The sequence below is a fragment of the Streptomyces sp. NPDC017991 genome (assembly GCF_044328075.1).
Classification (GTDB): domain Bacteria; phylum Actinomycetota; class Actinomycetes; order Streptomycetales; family Streptomycetaceae; genus Streptomyces.
In genome coordinates this window covers 107,081-131,202 of the sequence record NZ_JBIRGP010000003.1, presented here as the reverse complement: position 1 = coordinate 131,202, position 24,122 = coordinate 107,081, and the positions used below count along the sequence as shown (strand labels likewise).

Here is a 24,122-nt window from a genome sequence, read left to right as displayed (position 1 = left end):
CGCGCATTCCGCCGCCCGGATCGGGGCAGATTCAGTGACGGCCTGTCAGAGCAGCCCGTCCCACATCTGCTCCAGCAGCACCGACCACCAGCTCTCCGGCGACCCGAGGGCCGCCGGGTCGATCGCGGCCAACTGCGCCTGGAAATCGACGGTCCAGCGCCCCGCCTGCTCCTGGTTGAGCCCGAAGCGAAGACGCCACATACGGCCCAGCAGCGCGAGACTGCGCGCGAACTCGGGCAGCCCCGTGTTCACGAACTGCGGCGGTACGGGAGCACCGCCCGGGCCCGCCTCCACCGGCACGGCCACGATGTTCGCGGTCCCGTACTGGACACAGATCGCCTTGCCGAAGTCACTGCCCATGACGAGGTACGAGCCCGCGTCCGCACCCGGCTGCACCCCGCGCTCCTGCGCCAGTTCGGCGAGCGTGGGCACCGGACGGCCCGGCTGGGCCTGCGCCCAGAAGAACGGGTTCATGTCGACGGGCAGCCCGGCCACCACCAGGGTGTGCGCCACGATCGGCGGCACGCCCTGCCGGGACACCGCCGCCTGGTCGAACCGGAACAGACCGGGCCCGAAGGCCGCCGCCAGCTCCTGCCCGATCGCCTCCGGCGGGATCGGCGGCGCGGACTGCACCGGCGGCAACGGCGCCCGTACCGGACCGGGCCTCGCCGGACCGTCCGCGACCTGGTGCAACTCACCCTGGTGCGCGATCAGTTGGGCCATGCCCTGCTGACGGCTCGCATGGTCGGTGCCGTACGAGGCGATGCTCGTGATCCGCGCCTGCGGCCAGCTCTCCCGGATCATCCGCGCGCAGTACGCGCCCGGCAGCTCGCAGGACTCCAGCTCCGTGTGCAGTTCGAGCACCTGCTGCGGCGGCACGTTCATCGCCCGCAGCTCGTGCAGGATCTGCCACTCCGGGTGCGGGGTGCCCGGCGCGGACCGCCGGATCAGCTGCTGCTCGCTGCCGTCCTGGGCGCGGTAGCGCAGCACCGCCTGGTAGCCGGGGCCGACCGTGGGCTGGGCGTGCTGCGGGTAACCGTAGGCCGGAGGCTGCTGACCGGGCATCGGCTGGCCCGGAAAGGGCTGCTGCTGCCCCGGGAACGGCTGCCGGCCGCCCATGTGCGGAGCGGGCGGCGGCATCCCGGGACCCCCAGGGCCCCCAGGACCCCCGGGAGGCATACCGGGCGCACCGGGCGCGGGGGGCGGCGGCGGAGCCGTACCCGGCCCACCGACCGGCGGACCGGCCAGCATGGTCGCGGCATGGTGCACACCACCGGGCGGCGTACCCCCCGGAGTGCCAGGTCCACCGGGGCCGCCGGGAGCACCCGGGGCACCGGGAGCACCGGGAGCGCCCGGAGGCTGCGGAGCACCGGGGCCGCCGACCGCGGGCCCGGCGAGCACGGTCGCGGCATGGTGGACGCCACCGGAGCCACCGGGAGAGCCGGGGGTTTGGGGCGCACCGGGAGGCTGCGGAGCACCCGGCCCACCAGGACCACCCGGACCACCCTGCGCACCCGGCACCTCCGGCCCGTCGGGGCCGAGCTGCGAGACGAACTGCGTCGGTACGTATCCACCGGCCGGTACACCCGGCGCACCGGGCCCGGACGCCGGAGCGGGACCGCCCGCAGGAGGACCGCCCGAGGGAGGACCGCCCGGAGCCGGACCGCCCGGCCGCGCACCCGGCGTACCGGGCGCCCCGGGAGGCGGCGGCGTACCGGGCGCGTTCGCACCCCGCGCACCACGTGGCGGACCCTGCGCCTTGCTGGTCGCCGCGTCCGCGATGTCACCGGCACCCGGCGGCAGCGGCCGGCCCGGCGCACTCGGAGCGGGCTGCTGCTGCTGCTGAGCGTCGGCGGCGGGCGGCGGCGGAGCACCCTGCGGATAGCCGTACGAGGGCGCGCCCGGAGGGGGCGTACCCGGGCCGGCGTGCTGCGGATGGCCGTACGAGGAGGGCCCGGCCGGCGCCGCACCGGGCGCACCCGCGCCCTGCGCCGCGGTGCCCTGCCCACCCGGACCCTGCGGGAACGCGGGCGGTGCCGGCTCGTCGAGCGCGGGCGCGACACTCGTGCGCGGCAGCCGGCTGCCACCCGAGATCAGCTTGGTCCTGGCCTCGGGGGCGGCCTCGGGCGGAGGCGGCGTACCACCGGGCCCGACATCGCGGATCTGCTGCGCGTACACCGTCGCCGGCAGCGGCACGGAACGGTCGTCCCCCGCCTCGGCGTTGGTGTCGGTACCGGCCCACGGAGTCGCGTCGGCGGGCACGGGGGCGGCACCGGGGGCGCTGCCGCCGGCGGCGGGCCACGCCGTGCCACCGCTCGGGGCGGCGGGCGCCGGCGAACCGGCGGGCGGCCCCGGCAGCGTCTCGGGCAGCGGACCCGCAGGGGTTCCGGCACCGCCGTGCGGGGCGGGCGCCGCGTCGGACGGCGGAACGGCGTCGACCGGGGAAGCGGCACGAGCGGCGGGAACCGCGTCGCTGATCTCGGCGGCGGGCCGCGACCCGGCACCGTCCGACGGCCGGCCCGCGGCCCCGCCCGACGTACCGTCCCGGCGGTCCGGGATGCCCATGCGGTCCGCCGCCTCCTGCAGCCACTCCGGCGGAGTCAGCAGGAACGACGTCTGGTTGAGGTCCACGCGGGCGGGCGGGGCGGGCGCCGGCTCGGGCACCCCCGCCGACACGCCGTACTCCTCCTCGTACCGGCGGATCACCTCGCCCACCGGGAGCGAGGGCCACAGGGTGGCCTCCCCGCTGTCACGCGCGATGACGAGCCGCTGGGCGCCGCCGTCGGAGCGCGGGCCCTCGGCCCGGTCCTCCGCCCACACCACGAAGCCGAGTTCGAACTCCCGGACCCGCACCTCGCGGTGCTGGTAGCCGGGCACTTCTGCGTTGATCCACTCCTCGGCGCGCTCCTGCGCCTGCGCGAAGGTCACCATCGGACGCTCACTCCCCCACCGAAGACACGGCGGACACCGGCACCGCCCGCGCGAAGCCGCCGTCCACCATCAGGTTCGCCACCGTCTCCAGCTCGGGCGGATTGCCCGCGAGCCGGGACAGGAACTGATCGAAGTCGTCACCACAGGGCAACAGCAGCCGCTGTACGCGCTCCGCGGGCGGCCACTCGTCCTGGTCACGGGCGTCGTCGAACGCGCAGAACCACACGGAGCCGGCCCGCTCGCCCTTCACCTTCACCGCGAGCAACCCGCCCTGCACGAAACCGACTCCCAGATAGTCCTTGGTGAGATGGTCCCGCAGGCACTTGTTGACATAGACGAGGTCGTTGACCGCGGCCTCGTCCCGCACCGTGAAGAACGGCTGGTCGACCAGCAAGCCCAGCTCCGCGTCCAGCGCGGCCCCCACCGGCGCACATCCGCCGGCGGCCTTCAGGAAGGACCGGTACGCCCCCGGCAGCCGGTACCCGAGGTCCTCCTCGACACCCTGCACCTGCTGCTCGGTCACGGCGACCGCCGCCTTCGGCAGTCCGAAGTGCGCGGGCCGGGTCTCCTGCAGCGGGCGGGTGCCCCGCTTGTCCTGGTCGACCACCGCGGTGGCCAGACCGCCGTGATGCCGCAGCAACGCCTTCACCTCGACCGGCACCAGCTCCAGCCGGCGCGTGCGCGGCACGTGGTGCCACGTCCAGCCGTGCGGAGTCGCCACCGCCGGGATCGTGTCCCACAGATCATGGCCGGAAGCCGCCAGGGCGGCGTTCGCCGACACGTAGTCGGTCAGCCGCAGCTCGTCGACACCGAACCCCTCGGGCGGTTCGGCGATCTCCGCGGCCGCACGCGCGAAGAACGAGAAGTCGGGGTAGCCGACCTCGTCAACACGTACCCCTCTCGGGTGACGTGCCGCCCGCACCGGATCCGGGAAGTGCACGACCTGCCCGGCGTAGGCCGCGTTCGGCGGCGCGGCTTGTTGCCCGAGCCGACCTGTCGTCATGGCGGTTGCCCCCTGCGGCGTGATGAAGGATCGCGGATGTCGACAGCCTATGCGGTGGAACGACACCGGTCACCGGGCCTCCTGTTCCATACCGGTCAAGGGCCCTCCGGTTCCGTGACCTGCCGTCATCGAGCCGTGACGGTACGACGAAGACCGCGCGTGTCGCACCGCCCCAGCTTCCGCACGAGCCACGGAGTTTGGCACTCTGTCGGAGCACCGGGGGATGTATCAGAGCCTGTGTCTGCGCCCCGGCCGGATCAGCGCGCGCCGTCCGGTGCGTGCGATCGCAAGGCGCCGGGAGGTCCTGGTAGCGGAGCTACCAGGGCTTTTCGGCAACGCGGCGAGCATGCGTGCCAGACGGCGCTGCGCCCGGCCGGGGCGCAGACACAGGCTCTCAGGGGAGGTAACAGGACGATGAGCGCAACGCAGACGGGTACGTCCGGGGATCCGCGGGTCGGCTGGAGCAGTACCGAGGCGCCCGCCGCCCCGGTCCTGCTGCACCGGCGTGACGGCATACTCCCGACCATCGCCGCCGCCCTCTCCGTACGGGGCGCGACCCTCACCGGCACAGCGGGCCGCGGCGACCAGCCGCCACCCCTGCACCCCCTCGTACGGGACTTCCTCGACACGCTCACCAGCGGCCAGCGCGACCGCTTCACCGGCCGCTGCGCCGAGGCGATCCTCATCTCCCGCCATCTCGCCGCCGCCGACGCCGCCCGCTCCAAACGCGCCATCCGAAAACCCATGACCAACGGCGAGGCCAGAAAATCCCTCAAGCAGGCCAAGCTCACCGCCCGCCGCATCCGCGAGGACGGCGACCCGCTGCACGGCAGCTTCGCGCCGCCCTGCCGCGCCTGTACCGCGCTCAGCGCCCACTTCGGCGTACGCATCGTCGACCCGACGGCCCGGGGGAACTGACGGCGGCCCCGCCACTGACAGCGGCCTCCCACCCGCACGAAGGCGCCACCGACGCACCAGAAGCAGCCGGCCGGAACACCGCACGGCAGCTCAGACCGATCGCGAAGGGCAGATGCACACCGACCGCACCGCCGCCACCTCGACCACCCGCTTCTCCGTCCAGGTCGACGCCTCGCTGCGCGACGCCGGATGGCAACCGGGCCGCTGGGACATAAAGCAGGCCGAGTTCTGGGCCGACGCCCTGCGCGGCCACGAGTCCCCCGCGGGGCACCGCCATGCCGTGTTCCCGGCGGCGGTGGAGGCATGGGCGGAGTTCGGCGGGCTGCGCGTCAGCACGGCCGAGGCGGGCCGTCAGATCGCCTCGTCCCCGCTGCACCTGGATCCCCTGCACGGCCTCCACATGGCCCGCACCCTCGCCGACCTCGGCAGGGCCCTGGACACCGAGGTCGCCCCCCTCGGCGAGGAGACCGACAGCGGAGCCCTGCTCGCCATCGACACGGAGGGCCGCGTGTACACCCTGGACCACACGGGCGACTGGTACCTCGGCGCCGACATCGACCAGGCGCTGGCCACCCTCATCGCGGGCAGGGAACCGGTACGCCTGACCGCCGGCTGAGCCGGCCGGCACCCGGGAACCGCGGCACCGATGTCAGCACCGACACCGATGTCACGAAAGGCACCGGGACCGACACCGACGTCACGACAGGCACAGGCACAGGCACCGACACCGACACCGATGTCATGACAGGTGCCGGCACCGGTCGCCCCCGGCTCAGCCCCCGGCCGGAATGACCGCCGACACCCGGAAGCCGCCCGCGTCCGTCGGCCCGGACACGAAGACCCCGCCGAGCCCGACGACCCGCTCCTTCATCCCCAGCAGGCCGTTCCCCCCACTGGGCAGCCTGGCGTCGGACGCGGCCCCCGGCTCCGGCGGCGGGCCGTTCTCCACCTGCATCGCGATCTCCGCTCCCCGATGCGCCAGCCGCACCCGGGTCTTCGCCCCCGCCGCGTGCTTGTGGACGTTCGTCAGCGCCTCCTGCACCACGCGGTACGCGGTCTGCTCCACCATCGCCGCGTACACCCGCGCCTCCCCCTCCACGGAGAGATCGACGACCATCCCCGCGGCGGCGGACTGCCCCACCAGCTCATCGAGATCGTCCAGGCAGGGCCCGTCCCCCGCGTCCTCCTCGGCGGCCCGGGACGCGGCGGCAGCGGCGGCGGCAGCCGCCCCCACGGCCGCCAGCGGCACCGCCTGTACCGGCGCGGAGCCGTACCCCGCGCCCCGCGCCGATCCGTCGCCCGTCCGCAGGACCCCCAGCATCTCCCGCAGTTCGGTCAGCGCCTGGCGCCCCATGTCCCCCACCAGCGAGGCGTTCTTCACGGCTTTCTCGGGATCCTTGCGGGCCACCGCCTGCAACGCCGCCGCGTGCACCACCATCAGACTCACCCGGTGCGCGACCACGTCGTGCATCTCCCGGGCGATCCGGGTCCGCTCCTCGTTGCGCGCCCACTCCGCCCGCTCCTCGGCGCGCTCCGCCAGCAGCTGCAACTCCCGCTCCAGGGAGTCCGCCCGCTCCCGCAGACTCTCCATCAACCGCCGCCGCGCTCCCACGTACAGCCCGAGCAGCACCGGCGGGGCCGTCATCCCGAGCGAGGTCGTGATCGACACGAAGGGTACGAACCAGTCCCCCAGCGCCACATCCCCCCTCACCATTCCCTGGTGCGCCCGCACATAGGTGACGATGAGCATGCCCACCATCGACATCCCGGCCAGCGCCCCGATGATCCGCCTCGGCAACTCGGACGCCGCCAGCGTGTACAGCCCGACGAGCCCCATCAGGAACCCCATCTGGGCCGGGGTGATGGCGATCGACACCAGTACGACGGCTATCGGCCACCGCCGCCGGAACAGCAGTACGGACCCGGCGACGGCCCCGAACAGCATCCCCGCGGGCACCGGCACCCCCGCCGCCCCTGCGAACGGAAACCCCTCTGTCGCGCACTCCACGGACGACACCAGCGCGAGGCCCCCGTCGAGCACCGCGCTGCGCCACCTCGCCCACCACCACGGCCCCGCCAAGGCCGCGGTGTGGTCTTCCCCCGTCGTGGTCATGACTCCAGCCTACGGTCGCCCCCCGCCCCTTTTCCGGCGAGTTTCCCGGACTGGCCTACACCACTCCCCGTAATCGAACAGAAGCGAAACAGACCAGAATCCCTCGAACTGCTGAATCGCCCACCGTTCGACCCCGGGCCGGTGATCCCCACACCCTCCGCGCGCCGATCCGTACCGTCGCGTCGAAGGGCCTTGGTACGGCATAGTGTTGGGTGCCAACTCGACGGCCGACCAAATGTCCGGCCTCAGTCGATTTCCATCCCCCGTGGTGTAATTGGCAGCACTGTGGCTTTTGGTGCCATCTGTCCGGGTTCAAGTCCTGGCGGGGGAGCTGTGGACGCCCGGGCCCTGACAGCACTGTCAGGGCCCGCTCTCATGTCGCTCCTGAAACGCCCCGGTATCCTGCGGATGTCCGTACCCCAGACACCAGTAGCCGAAAGGCATATCCGTGAGCGCCAACCTTCCCCAAGCTCTCGGCTCCGGAGCAGGGGAGACCCCACCCGCAGCCGTCGTCGTTCTCGCAGCGGGTGAGGGCACCCGTATGAAGTCGGCCACACCCAAGGTCCTGCACGAACTCTGCGGCCGTTCCCTCGTCGGCCATGTGCTCGCCGCGGCGGGTGAGTTGGAGCCCGAGAACCTGGTCGTCGTCGTGGGTCACGCCCGCGAGAAGGTCACCGACCACCTCGCCGGAACCGCTCCGGGCGTCCGGACAGCCGTACAGGCCGAGCAGAACGGCACGGGGCACGCCGTACGGATGGGCCTGGAGGAGCTGGGCGTCGTCGACGGCACCGTCGTGGTCGTCTGCGGCGACACCCCCCTGCTCACCGGCGCGACCCTGCGGAAGCTCGCCGCGACCCACACGGGCGACGGCAACGCGGTCACCGTACTGACCGCCGAGGTGCCGGACGCCACCGGCTACGGCCGTATCGTCCGCGACAGCGCCTCGGGCGCCGTGACGGCGATCGTCGAGCACAAGGACGCCTCCGACTCCCAGCGCGCGATCCGTGAGATCAACTCCGGGGTCTTCGCGTTCGACGGGCAGCTCCTCGCGGACGCGCTCGGCAAGGTGCGCACCGACAACAGCCAGGGCGAGGAGTACCTCACGGACGTCCTCGGCATCCTCCGGGAGGCCGGGCACCGCGTCGGCGCCGCCGTGGCGGACGACCACCGCGAGATCGCCGGCATCAACAACCGGGTGCAGCTGTCGGAGGCCCGCCGCATCCTCAACGACCGTCTGCTGCGGGACGCGATGCTCGCCGGCGTGACCGTCGTCGACCCGGCCTCCACGTGGGTCGACGTCACCGTCACCTTCGAGCAGGACGCGATCGTGCACCCGGGCACCCAGCTCCAGGGCGCCACACACCTGGGCGAGGGCGCCGAGGTCGGCCCCAACACCCGCCTGAACGACACCACGGTGGGCGCCGGCGCCCGCGTCGACAACACCGTCTCGAACGGCGCGGAGATCGGCCCCCAGGCGAACGTGGGCCCCTTCGCGTATCTCCGCCCCGGCACCCGCCTCGGTCTGAAGGCCAAGGTGGGTACGTATGTGGAGACGAAGAACGCCACCGTCGGCGAGGGCACGAAGATCCCGCACCTGTCCTACGTCGGCGACGCGACGATCGGCGAGTACTCGAACATCGGCGCCGCGAGCGTCTTCGTGAACTACGACGGCGAGGCCAAGCACCACACGACGGTGGGCTCGCACTGCAAGACCGGTTCGGACAACATGTTTGTGGCGCCTGTCACCATCGGGGACGGTGCCTACACCGCGGCCGGCTCCGTGATCACGAAGGACGTACCGCCCGGTTCGCTGGCCGTGGCCCGCGGCCAGCAGCGGAATATCGAGGGCTGGGTGGCCCGCAAGCGTCCGGGCAGCGCGGCCGCGAAGGCGGCGGAGGCGACATCCCGGGAGGCCGGCGGCGAAAGCTGACCGGAAAAGGTCGGGTCTGACTCGGGCTACCGTGATAGATGCACACCCGCACATCCAGCTGAGACCGCACCTGAGAACTCAACTCATCTCGACATCCAGCTGAGACACCTCTGAGGAGACAGTGCTGTGACCGGGATCAAGACGACCGGCGAGAAGAAGATGATGTTCTTCTCCGGCCGCGCCCACCCCGAGCTTGCCGAGGAGGTCGCCCACCAGTTGGGTGTCGGGGTCGTACCGACGAAGGCCTTCGATTTCGCCAACGGTGAGATCTACGTCCGCTACGAGGAGTCGGCCCGCGGCGCCGACTGCTTCCTGATCCAGAGCCACACCGCGCCGATCAACAAGTGGATCATGGAACAGCTGATCATGATCGACGCTCTGAAGCGGGCCTCCGCCCGGAGCATCACCGTGATCATGCCGTTCTACGGTTACGCGCGCCAGGACAAGAAGCACCGTGGGCGTGAACCGATCTCGGCACGTCTGGTCGCCGACATGATGAAGACGGCCGGTGCGGACCGCCTCCTGACGGTCGATCTGCACAGCGACCAGATCCAGGGCTTCTTCGACGGCCCGGTGGACCACCTGTTCGCGCTGCCGCTGCTCGCGGACTACGTGGGTCACAAGGTGGACCGCTCGAAGCTCACGGTCGTGTCCCCGGACGCCGGCCGGGTGCGGGTGGCCGACCGCTGGTGCGACCGCCTCGGCGCGCCGCTGGCGATCGTGCACAAGCGCCGCGACAAGAACGTCGCGAACCAGGTGACCGTGCACGAGGTCGTGGGTGACGTCGAGGGCCGCGTCTGTGTCCTGGTCGACGACATGATCGACACCGGTGGCACGATCTGTGCCGCGGCGGACGCGCTGTTCGCGCACGGCGCGGAGGACGTCATCGTGACGGCGACGCACGGTGTGCTGTCGGGTCCGGCGGCGGACCGTCTGATGGCCTCGAAGGTCAGCGAGTTCGTCTTCACGGACACCCTGCCCACCCCGGGCGAGCTGGAACTCGACAAGATCACGGTCCTGTCGATCGCGCCGACGATCGCGAACGCGGTCCGCGAGGTCTTCGAGGACGGTTCGGTGACAAGCCTCTTCGACGAGTAGTCGAGGAGGGCGGTCGAGGAGAGCGGTCGAGGACCGGCCTAGATCGATTTCTTGTACGGCCTTCCCGCCGCGTAAGCTGTCACAGTTGCTCGGCGAGGGAGGCCGCACTCTTTGGTGCGGCGGTCCGTTATCGACGCGCTCTTCGTAGCAGGCCGATGGTTCGGCCGGGTGACTCCCTTTCCCTGGCTTCCCTGTTCTACGAGGAGTGACCATGTCCGAGGTCAAGATCGCCGCTGAGACCCGCACCGAGTTCGGCAAGGGTGCGGCGCGCCGCATCCGCCGTGAGGCCAAGGTTCCCGCCGTCGTGTACGGCCACGGTGGCGAGCCGGTCCACATCACGCTGCCGGGCCACGAGCTGCAGCTCGCCCTGCGTACCCCGAACGTCCTGCTGACCCTGGACATCGAGGGCAAGACCCAGCTCGCGATCCCGAAGGCCGTCCAGCGTGACGCCATCAAGGGTTTCCTTGAGCACGTCGACCTGCTTCTGGTGAAGAGCGGCGAGAAGGTCAACGTCGAGGTCTACGTGCACACCGAGGGCGACCTGGCCCCGGGCTCGTTCCTGCTTGAGCACGTGCTCAGCACGCTGACGGTCGAGGCCGAGGCCACGCACATCCCCGAGTCGGTCACCGTCTCGATCGAGGGCCTTGAGGCCGGCGCCGCCATCCTCGCGAAGGACATCCCGCTGCCCGAGGGCACCACGCTGGCCATCGACGAGGACGCGGTCGTGCTGCAGGTCCTGGCCGCCCAGTCGGAGGAGCCCGCGGACGACTCGGCCGCCGAGTCCACCGAGGCCTGATCCCGCACCGGATCACCACTCACCGGCCGCCGCTCCCCAAGGGGCGGCGGCCGGCGCGTATTCACTGAGCACCTGTACGCCAATACACCAGTACAGCCGGTCGAGGACCCATGGGAGTGACGGACGTGACCACGGAACCAGGCGCCCCCTGGCTGATCGTGGGGCTCGGAAACCCCGGCCCCGAGTACGCCAAGAACCGCCACAACGTGGGCTTCATGGTGGCCGACCTCCTCGCCGGACGGATCGGCGGCAAGTTCAAGCGGGCGGGCAAGGCGCAGGCCCAGGTGATCGAGGGGCGGATCGGCCCGCCGGGTCCGCTGAACCGGCGGGTGATCCTGGCGAAGCCGATGTCGTACATGAACCTGTCGGGCGGTCCGGTGACGGGCCTGCGGGACTTCTACAAGGTTCCGACGGCCAACATCGTGGCCGTGCACGACGAGCTGGACATCGACTACGGGGTACTTCGGCTGAAGTTGGGCGGCGGCGACAACGGCCACAACGGCCTGAAGTCGATGACGAAGGCGATGGGTCCGGAGTATCACCGGGTCCGTTTCGGGATCGGGCGCCCGCCGGGTCGTATGCAGGTCGCCGACTTCGTACTGAAGGACTTCTCCTCGACGGAGCGCAAGGAACTGGACTACTTGGTGGACCGGGCCGCGGACGCGGTGGAGGCTCTGGTCATCGAGGGTCTGGAGCGGGCGCAGTCGACGTACAACTCATGACAATGCGGCATGTGAACCCTGCCTGAGCCCCGCCGGAGTTGACCGACCGCAGGCCATGGCCAAGGATCGCCGCCATGCCCGCCCATTCCCATGCCCGCGCCTCCCGCCCGAAAGCGGCCGCGGCGCTGCGGTTCGGGCAGCTCGCGGCGATGGGTACGGTCGCGGTGCTGATCCTGATCGCCGGCGTCTGGGCCTCCTGGGGCACCGCTCAGCACGTGATGCTCACCAAGGGCCGTGAGCGGGGCACGATGACGGTCACCACGTGCGCCGAAGACCACTGCGCGGGCCCGTACCGGCCCACGTCGGAGGGTTCCACCGCCCGGGACCGGGTCGTCCTCGACAGCGAGGTGGCCGTGGAGAAGGGCCGCACGTACCCGGTCGTGGTGAAGCCCGGCACCGACGAGGTCGTCCGCGCGGGCACCGGTGGCCTGCTCTACGCCTGGGTGCCGCTGGGCGGCGCGCTGATGCTCGCCTCGGTGGTGGTCGCGGGCGGCCTGGGCAGGGCCCGGCTGGGCTGGGTGCTCGGCGGCGCGGGCCTGGCGCTGGTGACGACCGCGTTTTTGGCGCTCTGACACCCTCCCCCTTCTCCGCACGCAGACCCTCTCCGCACGCGGACCCTCTGCGCACGCGGACCCTCTGCGCACGCAGAAGAGCGCCGGGGCGGCCCGTATCTGCGCACGCAGAAGAGCGCCGGGGCGGCCCGTACGAAATCCGCACAAGCCGCCCCGGCGCCTCTTTTCCCGCCGATCGGCCGGTCAGCCGGTGTTGCGCAGGCCCGCCGCCACGCCGTTGACCGTCAGGAGCAGGGCGCGGGACAGCAGCGGATCCGGCTCGGAGCCGGCCGCGGCGGTGTCGCGCTGCCGCTTGAGGAGCGCCACCTGGAGGTACGAGATCGGGTCCAGGTAGGCGTCACGGATGGTGAAGGTCTGCTTGAGCACGGGCTGGGCGTCCAGCAGTTCCTGCTCGCCGGTGATGCGCAGCACCTCGCGCACGGTCAGCTCGTGCTCGGCCTCGATGGCGGCGAAGACGTGCTGGAGCTCCTCGGGGACGAGGGTCTCGACGTAGTGGCGGGCGATCCTGAGGTCGGTCTTGGCGAGCGTCATCTCGACGTTGGAGATGAAGTTGCGGAAGAAGTGCCACTGCTCGTGCATCTCGTCCAGGACGCTGTCGAGACCGGCCTCGCGCAGTGCCTTCAGGCCGGCGCCGACGCCGAACCAGCCGGGGACGATCTGCCGGGACTGGGTCCAGCCGAACACCCACGGGATGGCGCGCAGGCCGTCGAGCGAGACGCCCGAGCCGGGGCGGCGGGAGGGCCGCGAGCCCAGGTGCAGGTCGGCGAGCTGGTCGACCGGCGTGGAGGCGAGGAAGTACGTCGGCAGGTCCGGGTCCTCGACCAGACGGCGGTAGGCGGCCTCGGCGGCCTCCGAGACGACGTCCATGGCGGCGTCCCAGCGGGCGAGCGCCTCGTCGGACTGACGCGGGGCGGTGTGCAGCGCGGACGCCTGGAGGGTGGCCGCGACGGTCAGTTCGAGGTTCTCCCGGGCCAGCGACGGCACGAGGTACTTGTCCGAGATGACCTCGCCCTGCTCGGTGACCTTGATCTCGCCTTCGAGGGTGCCCCAGGGCTGGGCGAGGATCGCGTCGTGCGAGGGGCCGCCGCCGCGGCCGACGGTGCCACCGCGGCCGTGGAAGAGCCGCAGGCGTACGCCGTACCGGTGCGCGACGTCGCGCAGCCGCCGCTGCGCCCGGTGGATCTCCCACTGGCTCGTCGTGATGCCGCCGAACTTCGACGAGTCCGAGTATCCGAGCATGACCTCCTGGACATCGCCGCGCAGGGCCACGAGCCGCCGGTAGGACGGGTCGGACAGCATGTCCTCAAGGATGGTGTCCGCGGCCTTGAGCTCGTCGGTCGTCTCCAGGAGCGGCACGATGCCGATCTTCGCCCAGCCGGCGTGCAGGTCGAGGAGTCCGGCCTCGCGGGCCAGCACGGCGGCGGCGAACACGTCGTCGGCGCCCTGGCACATCGAGATGATGTACGACTCGATGACCTCGGGCCCGAAGACCCGGAGCGCCTTCTTGACGGTCTCGAAGACTCCGAGGGTCTTCGATCCGGCGGCGTCCAGCGGGGCCGGGGTCGGTCCGAGGGGCCGGCGCGAGCGCAGTTCCTTGGCGAGCAGCTTGTGCCGGTACTCGCGCGGCATGTCCTCGTAGCGCCAGGACTCCTCACCGAGCCGGTCGAAGAGCTGCCCGAGCGCGTGGTGGTGGGCGTCGGCGTGTTCCCGTACGTCCATGGTGGCGAGCTGCAGGCCGAAGGCGGCGAGCGTGCGGATCGTACGGTTCATACGGCCGTCGGCGAACAGGGCGCCGCGGTGCTCGCGCAGGGAGGTCTGGATGAGCGTGAGGTCCTGCAGCAGCTCGGCGGTGCCGAGGTAGTCGCGGCCCGCCTCGTGCGGGATGCCCTTGGCCAGGCGCAGCTTGGTGTTCTCCAGCTTCTGCCGGATGCAGGTGGCCTTGAGCCGGTAGGGCTCTTCGGCGTTGAGGCGCTTGTAGCGGGGGCTGATCTCCGGCAGCCGCTCCAGGTCGGCCCCCAGCGAGGAGAGCAGTTCCTCGGTGGCACCGGTGTAACGGATGGAGTTGGAGAGGAAATGACGCAGCTCGTCGATGAGTTCGAGCGCGTCATTGATGCCGTGCTCGTGCTGGAGGATGAGGACGTCCCAGGTGACCTGCGGGGTCACGTTCGGGTTGCCGTCGCGGTCGCCGCCGATCCAGGTCCCGAAAGTCAGCGGCCGGGTCTCCTCCGGAAGCTGGACGCCGACGCGCTCCAGTTCGGCGGTGAGGTCCTCCAGAACGTCCCCGACGGCGCCGGCGTGCAGCTCGTCCAGGTAGTAGATGGCGTTGCGGGCCTCGTCGGCCGGTTCGGGGCGGACGACGCGCAGCTCGTCCGTCTGCCAGACCAGGTCGATGTTCTCGGCCAGACGGGTGTCATAGCGGCGCCGGTCGGCCTCGATGACCGGGGTCTCCAGCAGGGCGGCGATACGGCGCAGCTTGTTGAGGACCGAGCGTCTGGCCGCTTCGGTGGGGTGCGCGGTGAAGACGGGGCGAACGTTGAGGTTCTTGACGCTGGCGCGCAGGTGGTCGGGGTCGGCGTCCTTGAGCCGGTCGGCCGTACGGGCGAGGAGTCCGCCCTCGGCGGCACGCCGGGCGCGCAGCTCGCGTCCGCGGTGCACCTGCTCGGTGACGTTGGCGAGGTGGAAGTAGGTGGAGAAGGCGCGGACCAGCTTGGCCGCGGTCTCCAGTTCGGTGCCGCGCAGCAGTTCGGCGGCGGCTTCACCGTCCTCGCGGGTGAGACGGCGGACCTTCTCGACCAGTTCCAGAAGCTCGGGCCCCTCCTGACGTACGAGGGTCTCGCCCAGCAGATCCCCGAGGCGGCGGATGTCGGCGCGCAGTTCACTGCCGGTTGTCGTGGTCTGGTCGTCGGCACTGCTCACAGGTGCGGCTCCTTGCAGTGTTGAAGCTCGTCTGGAGGGGAACCCGTCGGCCCGTGGCGGCAAGCGCCGCGTCAGCGGCTGGGCATACGGGAATGAAACAGAGCGGACCGCGCTGTCCGACCGAGACCAAGGATAGGTGTCCATCCGGACGCGCAGTCTCTCGGGCTCTTGCCCCAGGGCAACGCGCTGCCATACTTACGACGCCGTAGGTTACGCAACCGTAAGCGCTGTTTCCGGCTACCCACAGCCACGCTTACCGGCCACACCCACCCTCCTCGACCCCACAGGGGACGCCCCCATGACCGCAAGTTCCGACGTGATCGATGACGCCCCGAGGGCGCACGACGACTCCCCCGTCCCCTCCGCCACACTGGGCGGCGAGAAGAAGCGCTCGATCGAGCAGATCACCCTTCTCCTCTTCATCATCGTGCCGTTCCTGGCCGTCCTCGCGGCGGTTCCGCTGGCCTGGGGCTGGGGCGTGAGCTGGCTGGACCTGGGCCTGCTGGTGTTCTTCTACTACCTGGGCTGCCACGGAATCACGATCGGCTTCCACCGCTACTTCACCCACGGCGCCTTCAAGGCGAAGCGGCCCCTGCGCATCGCCCTCGCCATCGCCGGCTCCATGGCCGTCGAAGGGCCGCTGGTCCGCTGGGTGGCCGACCACCGCAGGCACCACAAGTTCTCCGACGCCGAGGGCGACCCCCACTCGCCGTGGCGCTTCGGCGAGACGGTCCCGGCCCTGATGAAGGGCCTGTGGTGGGCCCACATCGCCTGGATGTTCGACGAGGAACAGACCCCGCAGGAGAAGTACGCACCGGACCTGATCAAGGACAAGGCGCTCCGCACGATCTCCCGACAGTTCCTCCTCTGGGCGGGCCTGTCCATCGCGCTCCCGGCGCTGATCGGCGGCCTGGTGACGATGTCCTGGTGGGGCGCGTTCACGGGCTTCTTCTGGGGTTCCCTGGTCCGGGTGGCGCTGCTGCACCACGTCACATGGTCGATCAACTCGATCTGCCACGCGGTGGGCAAGCGCCCCTTCAAGTCACGTGACCGTTCAGGCAACGTCTGGTGGCTGGCGGTCCTGTCCTGCGGCGAGTCCTGGCACAACCTGCACCACGCGGACCCGACGTCGGCCAGGCACGGCGTGGAACGCGGCCAGGTGGACTCGTCGGCCCGCCTGATCCGCTGGTTCGAGCGCTGCGGCTGGGCGTGCGACGTGCGCTGGCCGTCACGCTCACGTATCGATTCCCGTCGCAACCCGGACGGGAAGGGCGCCCGGCGCAAGTCGGAGACGGCCGAGGCGGCATGATTGACGGCGTGGCCGACTCCAGCACACCCAGCAATGAAAAGCCGCGGCGCGTCCGCCGCACCCGGATGACGGGGGCGGAGCGACGGGCCCAGTTGCTGGAGATCGGCCGCACCCTCTTCGCCCAGAAGGGCTTCGAGGCGACATCTGTGGAGGAGATCGCGGCGAAGGCCGGCGTCTCCAAGCCGGTCGTCTACGAGCACTTCGGCGGCAAGGAGGGCCTGTACGCGGTAGTGGTCGACCGCGAGATGCGCCGCCTCCTGGACGGCGTGACCAGCTCTCTCACGGCGGGCCACCCCCGCGAACTCTGCGAACAGGCGGCGTTCGCCCTCCTCGACTACATCGAGGAGTACACCGACGGCTTCCGCATCCTGGTCCGCGACTCCCCGATCCCCCAGTCGACGGGCAGCTTCGCGTCCCTGATCTCGGACATCGCCACGCAGGTGGAGGACATCCTGGGCCGCGAGTTCAAACGCCGGGGCTTCGACCCCAAACTGGCCCCCCTCTACGCCCAGGCCCTGGTGGGCATGGTCGCCCTCACCGGCCAGTGGTGGCTGGACGTCCGCCGCCCGAAGAAGGCGGAGGTGGCGGCCCATCTGGTGAACCTGGCGTGGCACGGCCTGGACGGCCTGGAGGCGAAGCCACGGCTGATAGGCCGCCGGAAAAGTTAATACATAGGCCACAACGTGAACCTTGTGGTATCAATACGTCCATGACTGAGATCGCGATCAGCGCCGCCCGTTCCCAGCTCGGTGACCTCGTCCGTCGCGCGGCCCACGGCCGCGAGACCATCGCCCTCACCGACCACGGCCACGTGGCGGCGCTGCTTGTCTCCCCGCAGGTCATAGAGGATTTGGAAGACGCCCTCGCGGTCGCCGACTATCAGCGACGCAAGGCGGAGGGAACGCTTGGAGAGGGCGTAACCCACGAGGAAGTCGGGCGCATGCTGGGGCTGCGGCCATGAACTACCGAATCACCTGGGAACCGAGCGCCACAAACGCGGCCGTGCGGTTCCTCAAGGACGATCCCGCAGGACTCGCCGCCGTCTACGAAGCCGTCGACACCCTCGCCAAGGAGCCGCGCCCCACCGGCTCCACCGCCTACGGACCGAACATCCGGCGGCTCCGCGTCGGTGACTACCGCGTCCTCTACGTGATCGACGAGGACGTGATCCACATTCTGGTCACCAACCTGGGCCGGACCCCCTGAGGCGCGGCTCCAGGAACTCCAGCCGGTTCCCCACCGGGTCCTCGGAGTCGAAGCGGCGGTGGCCCGGGAGCTCGTCGTCCCAGGTGACCGCCGCTCCATGCGCGGCGAGGCGAGTCGCGTACGTCTCGATACCCGTCACCCGCAGCCCCAGGTGGGCCTTCTTCGCGGGCCGGAAATCACGCTCGATCCCCAAGTGCAGTTGCACGCCGTCCGCCCGGAACCAGCAGCCTCCGCGTGCCGCGAGCACGGGCGGCTTGGGGATCTCGGTCATGCCGAGGACGTCGACGTAGTACGCGCGCAGAACCCCCTCGGCCCCCGGCGGCGCGGCGAGCTGGACGTGATCCACAGCCGTCAGCACCCGCTCAGCCGACCTTCCGCGCCACCACGAACAACCGCCGGAACGGCAGAACCGTGCCGTACGGGGCCGTCGGATAGGCGGCCCGGAGCAGATCCCGGTACTCGGCAGTGAAGGCGTCCCGGGCTTCCGGGTCGTCGGCGAGAACCGTGAGAGCCGGCCGCATCCCCGTCCCCTTGGACCAGTCGAGGACCGCGTCCTCGCCCTGCAAGAGCTGCATGTACGTCGTCTCCCAGACATCCACCTCGCACCCCAGCCGCGCCAGCCGGTCCAGATAGACGAGCGGGTCGTGCACCGAGTCCGCGCGCCGGAGGACTCCTGCCAGCCGCCCCTTCCACCGCGGGGAGCCGGCGAGTTCACGCATCAGCACATGCAGAGGCGCGTCAATGTTGTTGGGCACCTGAAAAGCGAAGGCCCCACCGGAGGCCACCGCACCGAGCCAGGAGTCGAAGGCGTCCAAATGACCCGGCACCCACTGCAGCGCCGCGTTCGAGACGACCAGGTCGTACGTCTCCGTCGGCGCCCACTCCGTGAGGTCCGCGTGGGCGAAGTCCAGGCGCCCGCCACCACCAGTGTCCCCCGCATGCTCTTCGGCCTCGGCCAGCATCTCCGGGGAGTTGTCGTAGCCGGTGACGTACGAGCCCGGCCACCGCTCGACGAGCTGGACCGTGACGTTGCCGGGCCCGCAACCCAGGTCCGCGATCCGGGCCGGTTCGCCGGGCAGGGCGGGGACGCGGGCAAGCAGCTCCGCGAAGGGGCGGGCGCGGTGCTCCGCGTGACGCAGGTACTGCCCCGGATCCCAGGTGGGAGTAGTGGTCGTGGACATGGGGAGCCTCCGGAGTCGGGGTGAGCCTGCCTCCACCCTCACACCATCACTCTCTCGTCGTCAAGATACTTCACGTCAAGAGACTTCACATCGACACAACCACTACACTGATCGCCATGGAGGACGAGGTCGATCGGCTGGTCGCAGCATGGCGCCGGGAGCGCCCCGACCTCGACGTGGAACCACTCGAAGTGCTCAGCCGCGTGAGCAGGCTCGCGCGGCATCTGGACCGCGCCCGGCGCATCGCGTTCGCCGAGCACGCCCTGGAGCCCTGGGAGTTCGACGTGCTCACCTCACTGAGGCGCGCGGGAGCCCCGTACCAGCTCTCCCCCGGGCAGTTGCTCACGCAGACCCTCGTCACCTCGGGCACGATGACGAACCGTATCGACCGGCTCGCGAAGAAGAGCCTGGTCGAGCGGCTCCCCGACCCCAGCGACCGCCGGGGCGTACTCGTGCGCCTCACCGAGGAGGGCCGCGACCGCGCCGACCAGGCACTCGCCGGACTCCTCGACCAGGAGCGGGCGATCCTCGCGGAGCTCAGCCGGGCCCAGCGCGGTGAACTGGCCGGGCTGCTACGCCAGCTGACCGCCCCGTTCGACAACATCCCCGGCTAGGTCGGCCGGCCCGACCCCGGCCCGGCGGGCGAGCGCCACGGCCGCGAGGGTCGAGTGCACGCCCAGCTTCCCCAGCACGTTCTGCATATGCGTGCGGACCGTGTGCGGGGAGAGGAACAGCCGCTCGGCGACGGCCTTGCGCCCCAGCCCGGCCACCATGCAGCGCAGCACCTCGCGCTCACGCGGAGTCAGCGACTCCACCAGCCGCTCACTCTCGGTACGGTGCTTGCGCGCGGCGGTCAGCTCACGCAGTACACCCGTGAGCAGGGCCGGCGGCAGGTGCGTCTCGTCGCGCAGCACGCCCCGGATGACGGTCAGCAGCCGGGACAGCGAGCAGTCCTTGGCCACCCAGCCCGAGGCGCCCGCCTGCAGGGCGAGGGCCGCGCGCCGCGAATCGTCCTTCTCGGCGAGTACGACGATACGGACACCGGGCTGGCCCGAACGGACGCCGGCCACCAGCGAGATGCCGTCGACCAGGCCTTCTTCGTTGTTGTCGTGCACGGGCACGGCCGGGCGGACGCCCGGCACGTTGCCGCCGAGGTCGGCGTCGACGAGCAGCACGTCGAATCTGCGGCCTTCCGCGACCGCCCGCTCCAGGCAGCGCAGTGCGGCCGGGCCACTGCCCGCCGCGGAGACGTCGACGTCGGGCTCGGCGGCCAGGGCCGCAGCGAGCGACTCGGCGAAGATACGGTGGTCGTCAACGACCAGAACACGGATGCGAACCACTGAAACCCCCACTGGTCGGGGGACGGACCGGCGCAGGTACGGCGCCCGAGGTGTTCCCGGGCCTCCTGTCGGCTCGGAAAACGGGGTGCCGCAGTCGCACGGCCGCCGCCGTGCTGAAACTGCTACCCCCACTTCGGGCGTCGTACCCGACTGTCTCGCCCCCTGATCAGCACCGGCCCCCACCGGTGCTGCTCATCAGAGTAAGGCCGTGCGGCAGGAGCGGAAGGTGATTTGCAGAACTGATTGGCCGACGCGTTTATGGTGAGCCGTATGTTTCGTATTGAGACAGAAGTCGACAAAGAGCGTAGCCAATTCCTGCGGTCTCGGCTGCGGGAGGCCAATACGGCCGCGTCTCCGGTGCTGCGTTCTCTCCGCGGAACCCCTGGTGAACGGGAAGTTCCGCTGCACGTCTGGGCGTTGGAGCCGGGGGGCTCGGTCGCGGGCGGGCTGGTCGGGCACACCTGGGCGACATGGCTGCATGTCGCGTATCTCTGGGTCGACGGGCGGCACCGCGGGGCCGGCCTCGGGTCGCAGCTGCTGTCCCGCGCGGAACGTCTGGCCACGTCGTCGCGGGGGTGCCGCGCCTCCCGCCTGGAGACGTGGGACTTCCAGGCTCCGGACTTCTACCGGAAGCAGGGGTACGAGGTGGTGTGCGTGATCCCCGACTATCCGCCGGGGATCACGGAGTACACGCTGACGAAGCGGCTGCTGCCCTGACCGGGGGTTCGGGGGGGCCGGCCCCCGAGTCGGTGACGGTCAGCCCACCCGCCGTGCCCCTTCCGACGGCACCGCCGGAAACACCCGCGGCGCCGTGTACCCCGCGGCCGCGAACGCCTCCTCCACAGCCTTCGTGACCGTGTCCGCGTCCGCCGTCTCGACCAGGACGACGGCCGAGCCGCCGAAGCCGCCGCCCGTCATACGGGCCCCCAGCGCACCCGCCCGGACGGACGTGTCGACGGCGAGGTCCAGTTCCGGGCAGGAGATGCGGAGGTCGTCGCGGAGCGACGCGTGACCGGCCGTCAGGACGGGGCCGATCCCCCGGATGTCCCCCGCGTCGAGGAGCGCGATGACCTCCTCGACCCGGTGGTCGTCCGAGACGACGTGACGCACGTACCGGCGTACCCGCTCGTCCGAGAGCCGGGCCAGCGCCGCGTCGAGGTCCTCGTACGGGAGGTCGCGCAGGAAGGGAACGCCGAGCTGCCGGGCGCCCTCCTCGCAGCCCTCCCGGCGCTCCGCGTACGCCCCGTCGCCCAGCGCGTGCTTGACGCGGCTGTCGACGACGAGGAGCTGGAGTCCCTGGGCCGGGAGGTCGAAGGGGACCTGCCGGATCGACAGGTCGCGGCAGTCGAGGTGGAGGGCGTTGCCCTCCGTGCAGCAGGCGGACGCCGTCTGGTCCATGACCCCGCAGGGCACGCCCACGAAGTCGTTCTCGGCGCGTTGGGCGACCCGGGCCAGTTCGGGCCCGGTGAGGCCGAGTTCGTACAGGTCGTTCAGGGCCAGGGCCGTCACCACCTCCAGCGCCGCCGAGGAGGACAGGCCCGCGCCCGTCGGGACGGTCGAGGCGAGGTGGATGTCCGCGCCGGTGATCGCGTGCCCGGCCGCGCGCAGGACCCAGACGACACCGGCGGGATAGGCCGCCCAGCTGGTGTTCGTCAGCGGGGCCAACTCGTCGACGTGCAGTTCGACGACCGGGCCCTCGATGTCGGCCGAGTGCAGCCGCAGCACGCCGTCGTCGCGGCGCGAGACCGCGGCCACCGCGGTGTGCGGCAGCGCGAGCGGCATGACGAAGCCCTCGTTGAAGTCGGTGTACTCACCGATCAGGTTGACCCGGCCGGGCGCCGCCCAGATCCCCTCGGGAGGGGTCCCGTACAGCCTCTCGAAGCCGCCGCGCACCTGCTGAGCCGCCTGCCCCGCCGACGCTTCCTGCTGAGCCCCCACTAGTGCCCCTCCGCCTTCGCGATGTCCTGCTGTGCGATGTCCTGCTGTGCGAGGTTCCGCGCGAACTCCCACGCGTCCGCGACGATGCCCGCGAGGTCCGCGCGGGACGGGTTCCAGCCGAGCCGTTCGCGGGCCGTGGCCGCCGAGGCGACGAGGACCGCCGGGTCGCCGGCCCGGCGCGGGGCCGCGACCTCGGGGATCGGGTGTCCGGTCACCTTGCGGACGGTCTCGATCACCTCGCGGACCGAGAAGCCGTTGCCGTTGCCGAGGTTGCAGATCAGGTGCTCACCCGGCTGCGCCGCGGCGACCGCCAGCAGGTGTGCCTCCGCGAGGTCGGCCACGTGGATGTAGTCGCGGACGCAGGTGCCGTCCGGCGTCGGATAGTCGTCGCCGTAGACGGAGATGGCGTCGCGGCGGCCCTGGGCGACCTGGAGGACGAGCGGGATGAGGTGGGACTCGGGATCGTGCCGCTCACCGGAGCCGCCGTACGCACCCGCCACGTTGAAGTAGCGCAGCGACACCGCCGCGAGTCCGTGCGCGGCGGCCTCGCCCGTGATCATGTGGTCGACCGCCAGCTTCGAGGCGCCGTACGGGTTCGTGGGCGACGTCGGCGCGGACTCGGTGATCGGGGTGGTCTCCGGCTCGCCGTACGTCGCCGCCGTGGAGGAGAAGACCAGCTTGCGCACACCCGTCTCGCGCATCGCGCCGAGCAGGGCCATCGTGCCGCCGACGTTGTTGTCCCAGTACTTCTCGGGCTTCACGACCGACTCGCCGACCTGCGAGAACGCGGCGAAGTGCAGCACCGCGTCGAACGAGGAGTCCAGCCACTTGCCCGCGTCACGGATGTCGCCCTCGACGAAGGCGGCCCCGGCCGGGACGCCCGCGCGGAAACCGGTGGAGAGGTTGTCGAGGACGGTCACCTCGTGGCCCGCCTCCAGCAGGTGCTGCGCGACCACGCTTCCCACATAGCCCGCACCGCCGGTGACCAGGTACTTCCCACTCATGAACTCGCTACCTCTCGCAGTCGCTGGGCCGCGGTCTCCGGCGGCACGTCGTTGATGAACACGTTCATGCCGGACTCGGAACCCGCGAGGAACTTCAGCTTGCCGGAAGTGCGGCGGATGGTGAAAAGCTCAAGGTGGAGCGCGAAGTCCTCACGCACCACTCCGTCGAACTCCTCCAGCGTGCCGAACGGCGCCTGGTGCCAGGCCGAGATGTACGGCGTCGGAGGCTCACCTTCGCCGAAGATCCGGTCGAAGCGCCTCAACAGTTCCAGATAGACCTTGGGGAACTCTGTGCGCGCCCCTTCGTCCAGGCCCAGCAGATCGGGCACGCGGCGGCGCGGATACAGGTGCACCTCGTAGGGCCAGTGCGCCGAGAACGGCACGAAGGCCACCCAGTGCTCGGTCTCCAGGACGACCCGCTCGTCGGCGAGCTCCCTCTCCAGCACGGCGTCGAAGAGGTTCTCCCCGCCCGTCGCCTCCTTGTGCGCCGCCACCGAACGGAGCATCAGGGCCGTTCGAGGCGTCGTGAAGGGGTACGCGTAGATCTGCCCGTGCGGGTGTCCGAGGGTCACACCGATCTCGGCGCCGCGGTTCTCGAAACAGAACACCTGCTCCACGGAGGGGAGATGGGACAGCTCCGCCGTGCGGTCGGTCCACGCCTCCAGGACCAGACCCGCCTGTGCCTCGGTCAGATCGGCGAAGGAGGCGTCGTGGTTCGAGGTGAAGCAGACGACCTCGCACCGCCCGGAGTCCCCGGCCAGCGACGGGAAGCGGTTCTCGAACACCGCCACGTCGTACGACGAGTCCGGGATCTCGCTCAGCCGGCCGCCCTCGGACGGGCACAGCGGGCACTCGTCGGCCGGCGGGTGGTAGATGCGGCCCTGGCGGTGCGAGGCGATGGCCACCGCGTCACCGAGCAGCGGGTCGCGCCGTACCTCCGATGTGGTGACCGTCCGGTCGAGCGGGCGCCGGTCCACCGCGTCGCGCACGGTGTCGTCGCGCGAGTCGTAGTAGATGAGCTCACGACCGTCGGCCAGCCGGGTCGAGGTCTTCTTCACGCCGGACTCCCCATCCCTTACCCGATCAAACCAATAAACAGAATCAAACACATCAAACCACAAACCCCCACGTACGTCACCACCACA

23 protein-coding genes and 1 tRNA gene are annotated in these 24,122 nt (G+C 71.0%); 14 read left to right on the top strand and 10 right to left on the bottom strand.

What is annotated here, in order from left to right; all coding sequences use genetic code 11:
* Positions 1-45: 45 nt before the first annotated feature.
* Both ACH4DZ_RS09135 and ACH4DZ_RS09130 read right to left on the bottom strand, forming a co-directional pair.
* Positions 46-2,931, bottom strand: a complete 2,886-nt coding sequence (locus ACH4DZ_RS09135; RefSeq protein WP_398286345.1) for an SUKH-4 family immunity protein — start codon at positions 2,929-2,931, stop codon at positions 46-48.
* A 7-nt stretch (positions 2,932-2,938) separates the two neighbouring features.
* Positions 2,939-3,934, bottom strand: coding sequence for an SMI1/KNR4 family protein (locus ACH4DZ_RS09130; RefSeq protein ID WP_398286344.1), 996 nt, complete (start codon positions 3,932-3,934; stop codon positions 2,939-2,941).
* Between the two features lie 414 nt (positions 3,935-4,348).
* Here ACH4DZ_RS09130 and ACH4DZ_RS09125 point away from each other — a divergent pair, with 414 nt between their 5' ends.
* Both ACH4DZ_RS09125 and ACH4DZ_RS09120 read left to right on the top strand, forming a co-directional pair.
* The gene (locus ACH4DZ_RS09125) at positions 4,349-4,852 is read left to right on the top strand and encodes a YwqJ-related putative deaminase (protein WP_398286343.1); all 504 of its coding nucleotides are present in this window, start codon (positions 4,349-4,351) and stop codon (positions 4,850-4,852) included.
* Between the two features lie 112 nt (positions 4,853-4,964).
* Positions 4,965-5,468: an SUKH-3 domain-containing protein gene (locus ACH4DZ_RS09120; RefSeq protein WP_398286342.1), complete on the top strand. Its 504-nt coding sequence runs from the start codon at positions 4,965-4,967 to the stop codon at positions 5,466-5,468.
* A gap of 156 nt (positions 5,469-5,624) precedes the next feature.
* On the opposite strand, the gene ACH4DZ_RS09115 is transcribed toward ACH4DZ_RS09120, so the two are convergent.
* Complete coding sequence (locus ACH4DZ_RS09115) at positions 5,625-6,965, bottom strand: sensor histidine kinase (protein WP_398286341.1); 1,341 nt, start codon at positions 6,963-6,965, stop codon at positions 5,625-5,627.
* Positions 6,966-7,224: 259 nt separating this feature from the next.
* Between ACH4DZ_RS09115 and ACH4DZ_RS09110 the strand changes: the two genes are divergently transcribed.
* From ACH4DZ_RS09110 to ACH4DZ_RS09085, 6 genes are all read left to right on the top strand, one after another.
* A tRNA-Gln gene (locus ACH4DZ_RS09110) sits at positions 7,225-7,296 on the top strand.
* 117 nt (positions 7,297-7,413) lie between these two features.
* Positions 7,414-8,895, top strand: coding sequence for a bifunctional UDP-N-acetylglucosamine diphosphorylase/glucosamine-1-phosphate N-acetyltransferase GlmU (glmU, locus tag ACH4DZ_RS09105; protein ID WP_398286340.1), 1,482 nt, complete (start codon positions 7,414-7,416; stop codon positions 8,893-8,895).
* A gap of 126 nt (positions 8,896-9,021) precedes the next feature.
* Positions 9,022-9,993: a ribose-phosphate diphosphokinase gene (locus ACH4DZ_RS09100; protein WP_398286339.1), complete on the top strand. Its 972-nt coding sequence runs from the start codon at positions 9,022-9,024 to the stop codon at positions 9,991-9,993.
* 211 nt (positions 9,994-10,204) lie between these two features.
* Complete coding sequence (locus tag ACH4DZ_RS09095) at positions 10,205-10,789, top strand: 50S ribosomal protein L25/general stress protein Ctc (protein ID WP_398286338.1); 585 nt, start codon at positions 10,205-10,207, stop codon at positions 10,787-10,789.
* Positions 10,790-10,899: 110 nt separating this feature from the next.
* Complete coding sequence (gene pth / locus ACH4DZ_RS09090; protein WP_398286337.1) at positions 10,900-11,511, top strand: aminoacyl-tRNA hydrolase; 612 nt, start codon at positions 10,900-10,902, stop codon at positions 11,509-11,511.
* Positions 11,512-11,585: 74 nt separating this feature from the next.
* On the top strand, positions 11,586-12,083 hold the full coding sequence (locus ACH4DZ_RS09085) for a hypothetical protein (protein WP_398286336.1): 498 nt from the start codon (positions 11,586-11,588) through the stop codon (positions 12,081-12,083).
* Between the two features lie 183 nt (positions 12,084-12,266).
* Here the strand turns inward: ACH4DZ_RS09085 and ppc are convergent, their stop codons facing one another.
* Positions 12,267-14,999, bottom strand: coding sequence for a phosphoenolpyruvate carboxylase (gene ppc, locus ACH4DZ_RS09080; protein WP_398286335.1), 2,733 nt, complete (start codon positions 14,997-14,999; stop codon positions 12,267-12,269).
* A gap of 298 nt (positions 15,000-15,297) precedes the next feature.
* On the opposite strand from ppc, the gene ACH4DZ_RS09075 reads away from it, so the two are divergent.
* From ACH4DZ_RS09075 to ACH4DZ_RS09060, 4 genes are read left to right on the top strand one after another with little or no spacing between them, the layout of a single operon-like run.
* Positions 15,298-16,308: an acyl-CoA desaturase gene (locus ACH4DZ_RS09075; protein WP_398286333.1), complete on the top strand. Its 1,011-nt coding sequence runs from the start codon at positions 15,298-15,300 to the stop codon at positions 16,306-16,308.
* Positions 16,305-16,976, top strand: coding sequence for a TetR/AcrR family transcriptional regulator (locus tag ACH4DZ_RS09070; RefSeq protein ID WP_267026752.1), 672 nt, complete (start codon positions 16,305-16,307; stop codon positions 16,974-16,976). The genes ACH4DZ_RS09075 and ACH4DZ_RS09070 overlap by 4 nt, the downstream gene beginning before the upstream one ends.
* A 41-nt stretch (positions 16,977-17,017) precedes the next feature.
* Complete coding sequence (locus ACH4DZ_RS09065) at positions 17,018-17,269, top strand: type II toxin-antitoxin system Phd/YefM family antitoxin (RefSeq protein ID WP_398286332.1); 252 nt, start codon at positions 17,018-17,020, stop codon at positions 17,267-17,269.
* On the top strand, positions 17,266-17,514 hold the full coding sequence (locus tag ACH4DZ_RS09060; protein WP_398286331.1) for a type II toxin-antitoxin system RelE/ParE family toxin: 249 nt from the start codon (positions 17,266-17,268) through the stop codon (positions 17,512-17,514). Before ACH4DZ_RS09065 ends, ACH4DZ_RS09060 begins: the two co-directional genes overlap by 4 nt.
* On the opposite strand, the gene ACH4DZ_RS09055 is transcribed toward ACH4DZ_RS09060, so the two are convergent.
* Both ACH4DZ_RS09055 and ACH4DZ_RS09050 read right to left on the bottom strand, forming a co-directional pair.
* Positions 17,489-17,872: a VOC family protein gene (locus ACH4DZ_RS09055; protein WP_398286330.1), complete on the bottom strand. Its 384-nt coding sequence runs from the start codon at positions 17,870-17,872 to the stop codon at positions 17,489-17,491. The genes ACH4DZ_RS09060 and ACH4DZ_RS09055 overlap by 26 nt on opposite strands.
* Before the next feature lie 4 nt (positions 17,873-17,876).
* Positions 17,877-18,695, bottom strand: coding sequence for a trans-aconitate 2-methyltransferase (locus ACH4DZ_RS09050; protein ID WP_398286329.1), 819 nt, complete (start codon positions 18,693-18,695; stop codon positions 17,877-17,879).
* 116 nt (positions 18,696-18,811) lie between these two features.
* Here ACH4DZ_RS09050 and ACH4DZ_RS09045 point away from each other — a divergent pair, with 116 nt between their 5' ends.
* Entirely contained in the window at positions 18,812-19,309 is a 498-nt protein-coding gene (locus ACH4DZ_RS09045; RefSeq protein WP_107015606.1) for a MarR family winged helix-turn-helix transcriptional regulator, read from the top strand.
* Here ACH4DZ_RS09045 and ACH4DZ_RS09040 read toward each other — a convergent pair.
* Positions 19,268-20,035, bottom strand: coding sequence for a LuxR C-terminal-related transcriptional regulator (locus tag ACH4DZ_RS09040; protein WP_398286328.1), 768 nt, complete (start codon positions 20,033-20,035; stop codon positions 19,268-19,270). The two genes, ACH4DZ_RS09045 and ACH4DZ_RS09040, sit on opposite strands and share 42 nt — an antisense overlap.
* Positions 20,036-20,293: 258 nt before the next feature.
* Here ACH4DZ_RS09040 and ACH4DZ_RS09035 point away from each other — a divergent pair, with 258 nt between their 5' ends.
* Positions 20,294-20,752 (top strand): GNAT family N-acetyltransferase, encoded by a 459-nt coding sequence (locus ACH4DZ_RS09035; RefSeq protein WP_398287050.1) that lies wholly within the window; start codon positions 20,294-20,296, stop codon positions 20,750-20,752.
* Between the two features lie 39 nt (positions 20,753-20,791).
* Here ACH4DZ_RS09035 and galK read toward each other — a convergent pair whose 3' ends face one another.
* The 3 genes from galK to galT are packed head-to-tail and all read right to left on the bottom strand — an operon-like array spanning position 20,792 to position 24,035.
* Positions 20,792-21,973: a galactokinase gene (gene galK, locus ACH4DZ_RS09030; RefSeq protein WP_398286327.1), complete on the bottom strand. Its 1,182-nt coding sequence runs from the start codon at positions 21,971-21,973 to the stop codon at positions 20,792-20,794.
* Positions 21,973-22,977, bottom strand: a complete 1,005-nt coding sequence (galE, locus tag ACH4DZ_RS09025; RefSeq protein ID WP_398286326.1) for a UDP-glucose 4-epimerase GalE — start codon at positions 22,975-22,977, stop codon at positions 21,973-21,975. Before galE ends, galK begins: the two co-directional genes overlap by 1 nt.
* The gene (gene galT / locus ACH4DZ_RS09020; RefSeq protein WP_398286325.1) at positions 22,974-24,035 is read right to left on the bottom strand and encodes a galactose-1-phosphate uridylyltransferase; all 1,062 of its coding nucleotides are present in this window, start codon (positions 24,033-24,035) and stop codon (positions 22,974-22,976) included. Before galT ends, galE begins: the two co-directional genes overlap by 4 nt.
* Between the last annotated feature and the right edge of the window lie 87 nt (positions 24,036-24,122).

Excerpts from the sequence above, each read along its gene's own strand:
- ACH4DZ_RS09045 (WP_107015606.1), top strand. The coding sequence starts at position 18,812 with ATGGAGGACGAGGTCGATCGGCTGGTCGCAGCATGGCGCCGGGAGCGC.
- ACH4DZ_RS09050 (WP_398286329.1), bottom strand. The coding sequence starts at position 18,695 with ATGTCCACGACCACTACTCCCACCTGGGATCCGGGGCAGTACCTGCGT.
- ACH4DZ_RS09095 (WP_398286338.1), top strand. The coding sequence starts at position 10,205 with ATGTCCGAGGTCAAGATCGCCGCTGAGACCCGCACCGAGTTCGGCAAG.
- galE (WP_398286326.1), bottom strand. The coding sequence starts at position 22,977 with ATGAGTGGGAAGTACCTGGTCACCGGCGGTGCGGGCTATGTGGGAAGC.
- ACH4DZ_RS09125 (WP_398286343.1), top strand. The coding sequence starts at position 4,349 with ATGAGCGCAACGCAGACGGGTACGTCCGGGGATCCGCGGGTCGGCTGG.
- ACH4DZ_RS09035 (WP_398287050.1), top strand. The coding sequence starts at position 20,294 with ATGGTGAGCCGTATGTTTCGTATTGAGACAGAAGTCGACAAAGAGCGT.
- ACH4DZ_RS09115 (WP_398286341.1), bottom strand. The coding sequence starts at position 6,965 with ATGACCACGACGGGGGAAGACCACACCGCGGCCTTGGCGGGGCCGTGG.
- ACH4DZ_RS09075 (WP_398286333.1), top strand. The coding sequence starts at position 15,298 with ATGACCGCAAGTTCCGACGTGATCGATGACGCCCCGAGGGCGCACGAC.
- ACH4DZ_RS09065 (WP_398286332.1), top strand. The coding sequence starts at position 17,018 with ATGACTGAGATCGCGATCAGCGCCGCCCGTTCCCAGCTCGGTGACCTC.
- ACH4DZ_RS09120 (WP_398286342.1), top strand. The coding sequence starts at position 4,965 with ATGCACACCGACCGCACCGCCGCCACCTCGACCACCCGCTTCTCCGTC.
- ACH4DZ_RS09070 (WP_267026752.1), top strand. The coding sequence starts at position 16,305 with ATGATTGACGGCGTGGCCGACTCCAGCACACCCAGCAATGAAAAGCCG.
- ACH4DZ_RS09135 (WP_398286345.1), bottom strand. The coding sequence starts at position 2,931 with ATGGTGACCTTCGCGCAGGCGCAGGAGCGCGCCGAGGAGTGGATCAAC.
- ACH4DZ_RS09060 (WP_398286331.1), top strand. The coding sequence starts at position 17,266 with ATGAACTACCGAATCACCTGGGAACCGAGCGCCACAAACGCGGCCGTG.
- ACH4DZ_RS09130 (WP_398286344.1), bottom strand. The coding sequence starts at position 3,934 with ATGACGACAGGTCGGCTCGGGCAACAAGCCGCGCCGCCGAACGCGGCC.
- ACH4DZ_RS09085 (WP_398286336.1), top strand. The coding sequence starts at position 11,586 with ATGCCCGCCCATTCCCATGCCCGCGCCTCCCGCCCGAAAGCGGCCGCG.
- pth (WP_398286337.1), top strand. The coding sequence starts at position 10,900 with ATGGGAGTGACGGACGTGACCACGGAACCAGGCGCCCCCTGGCTGATC.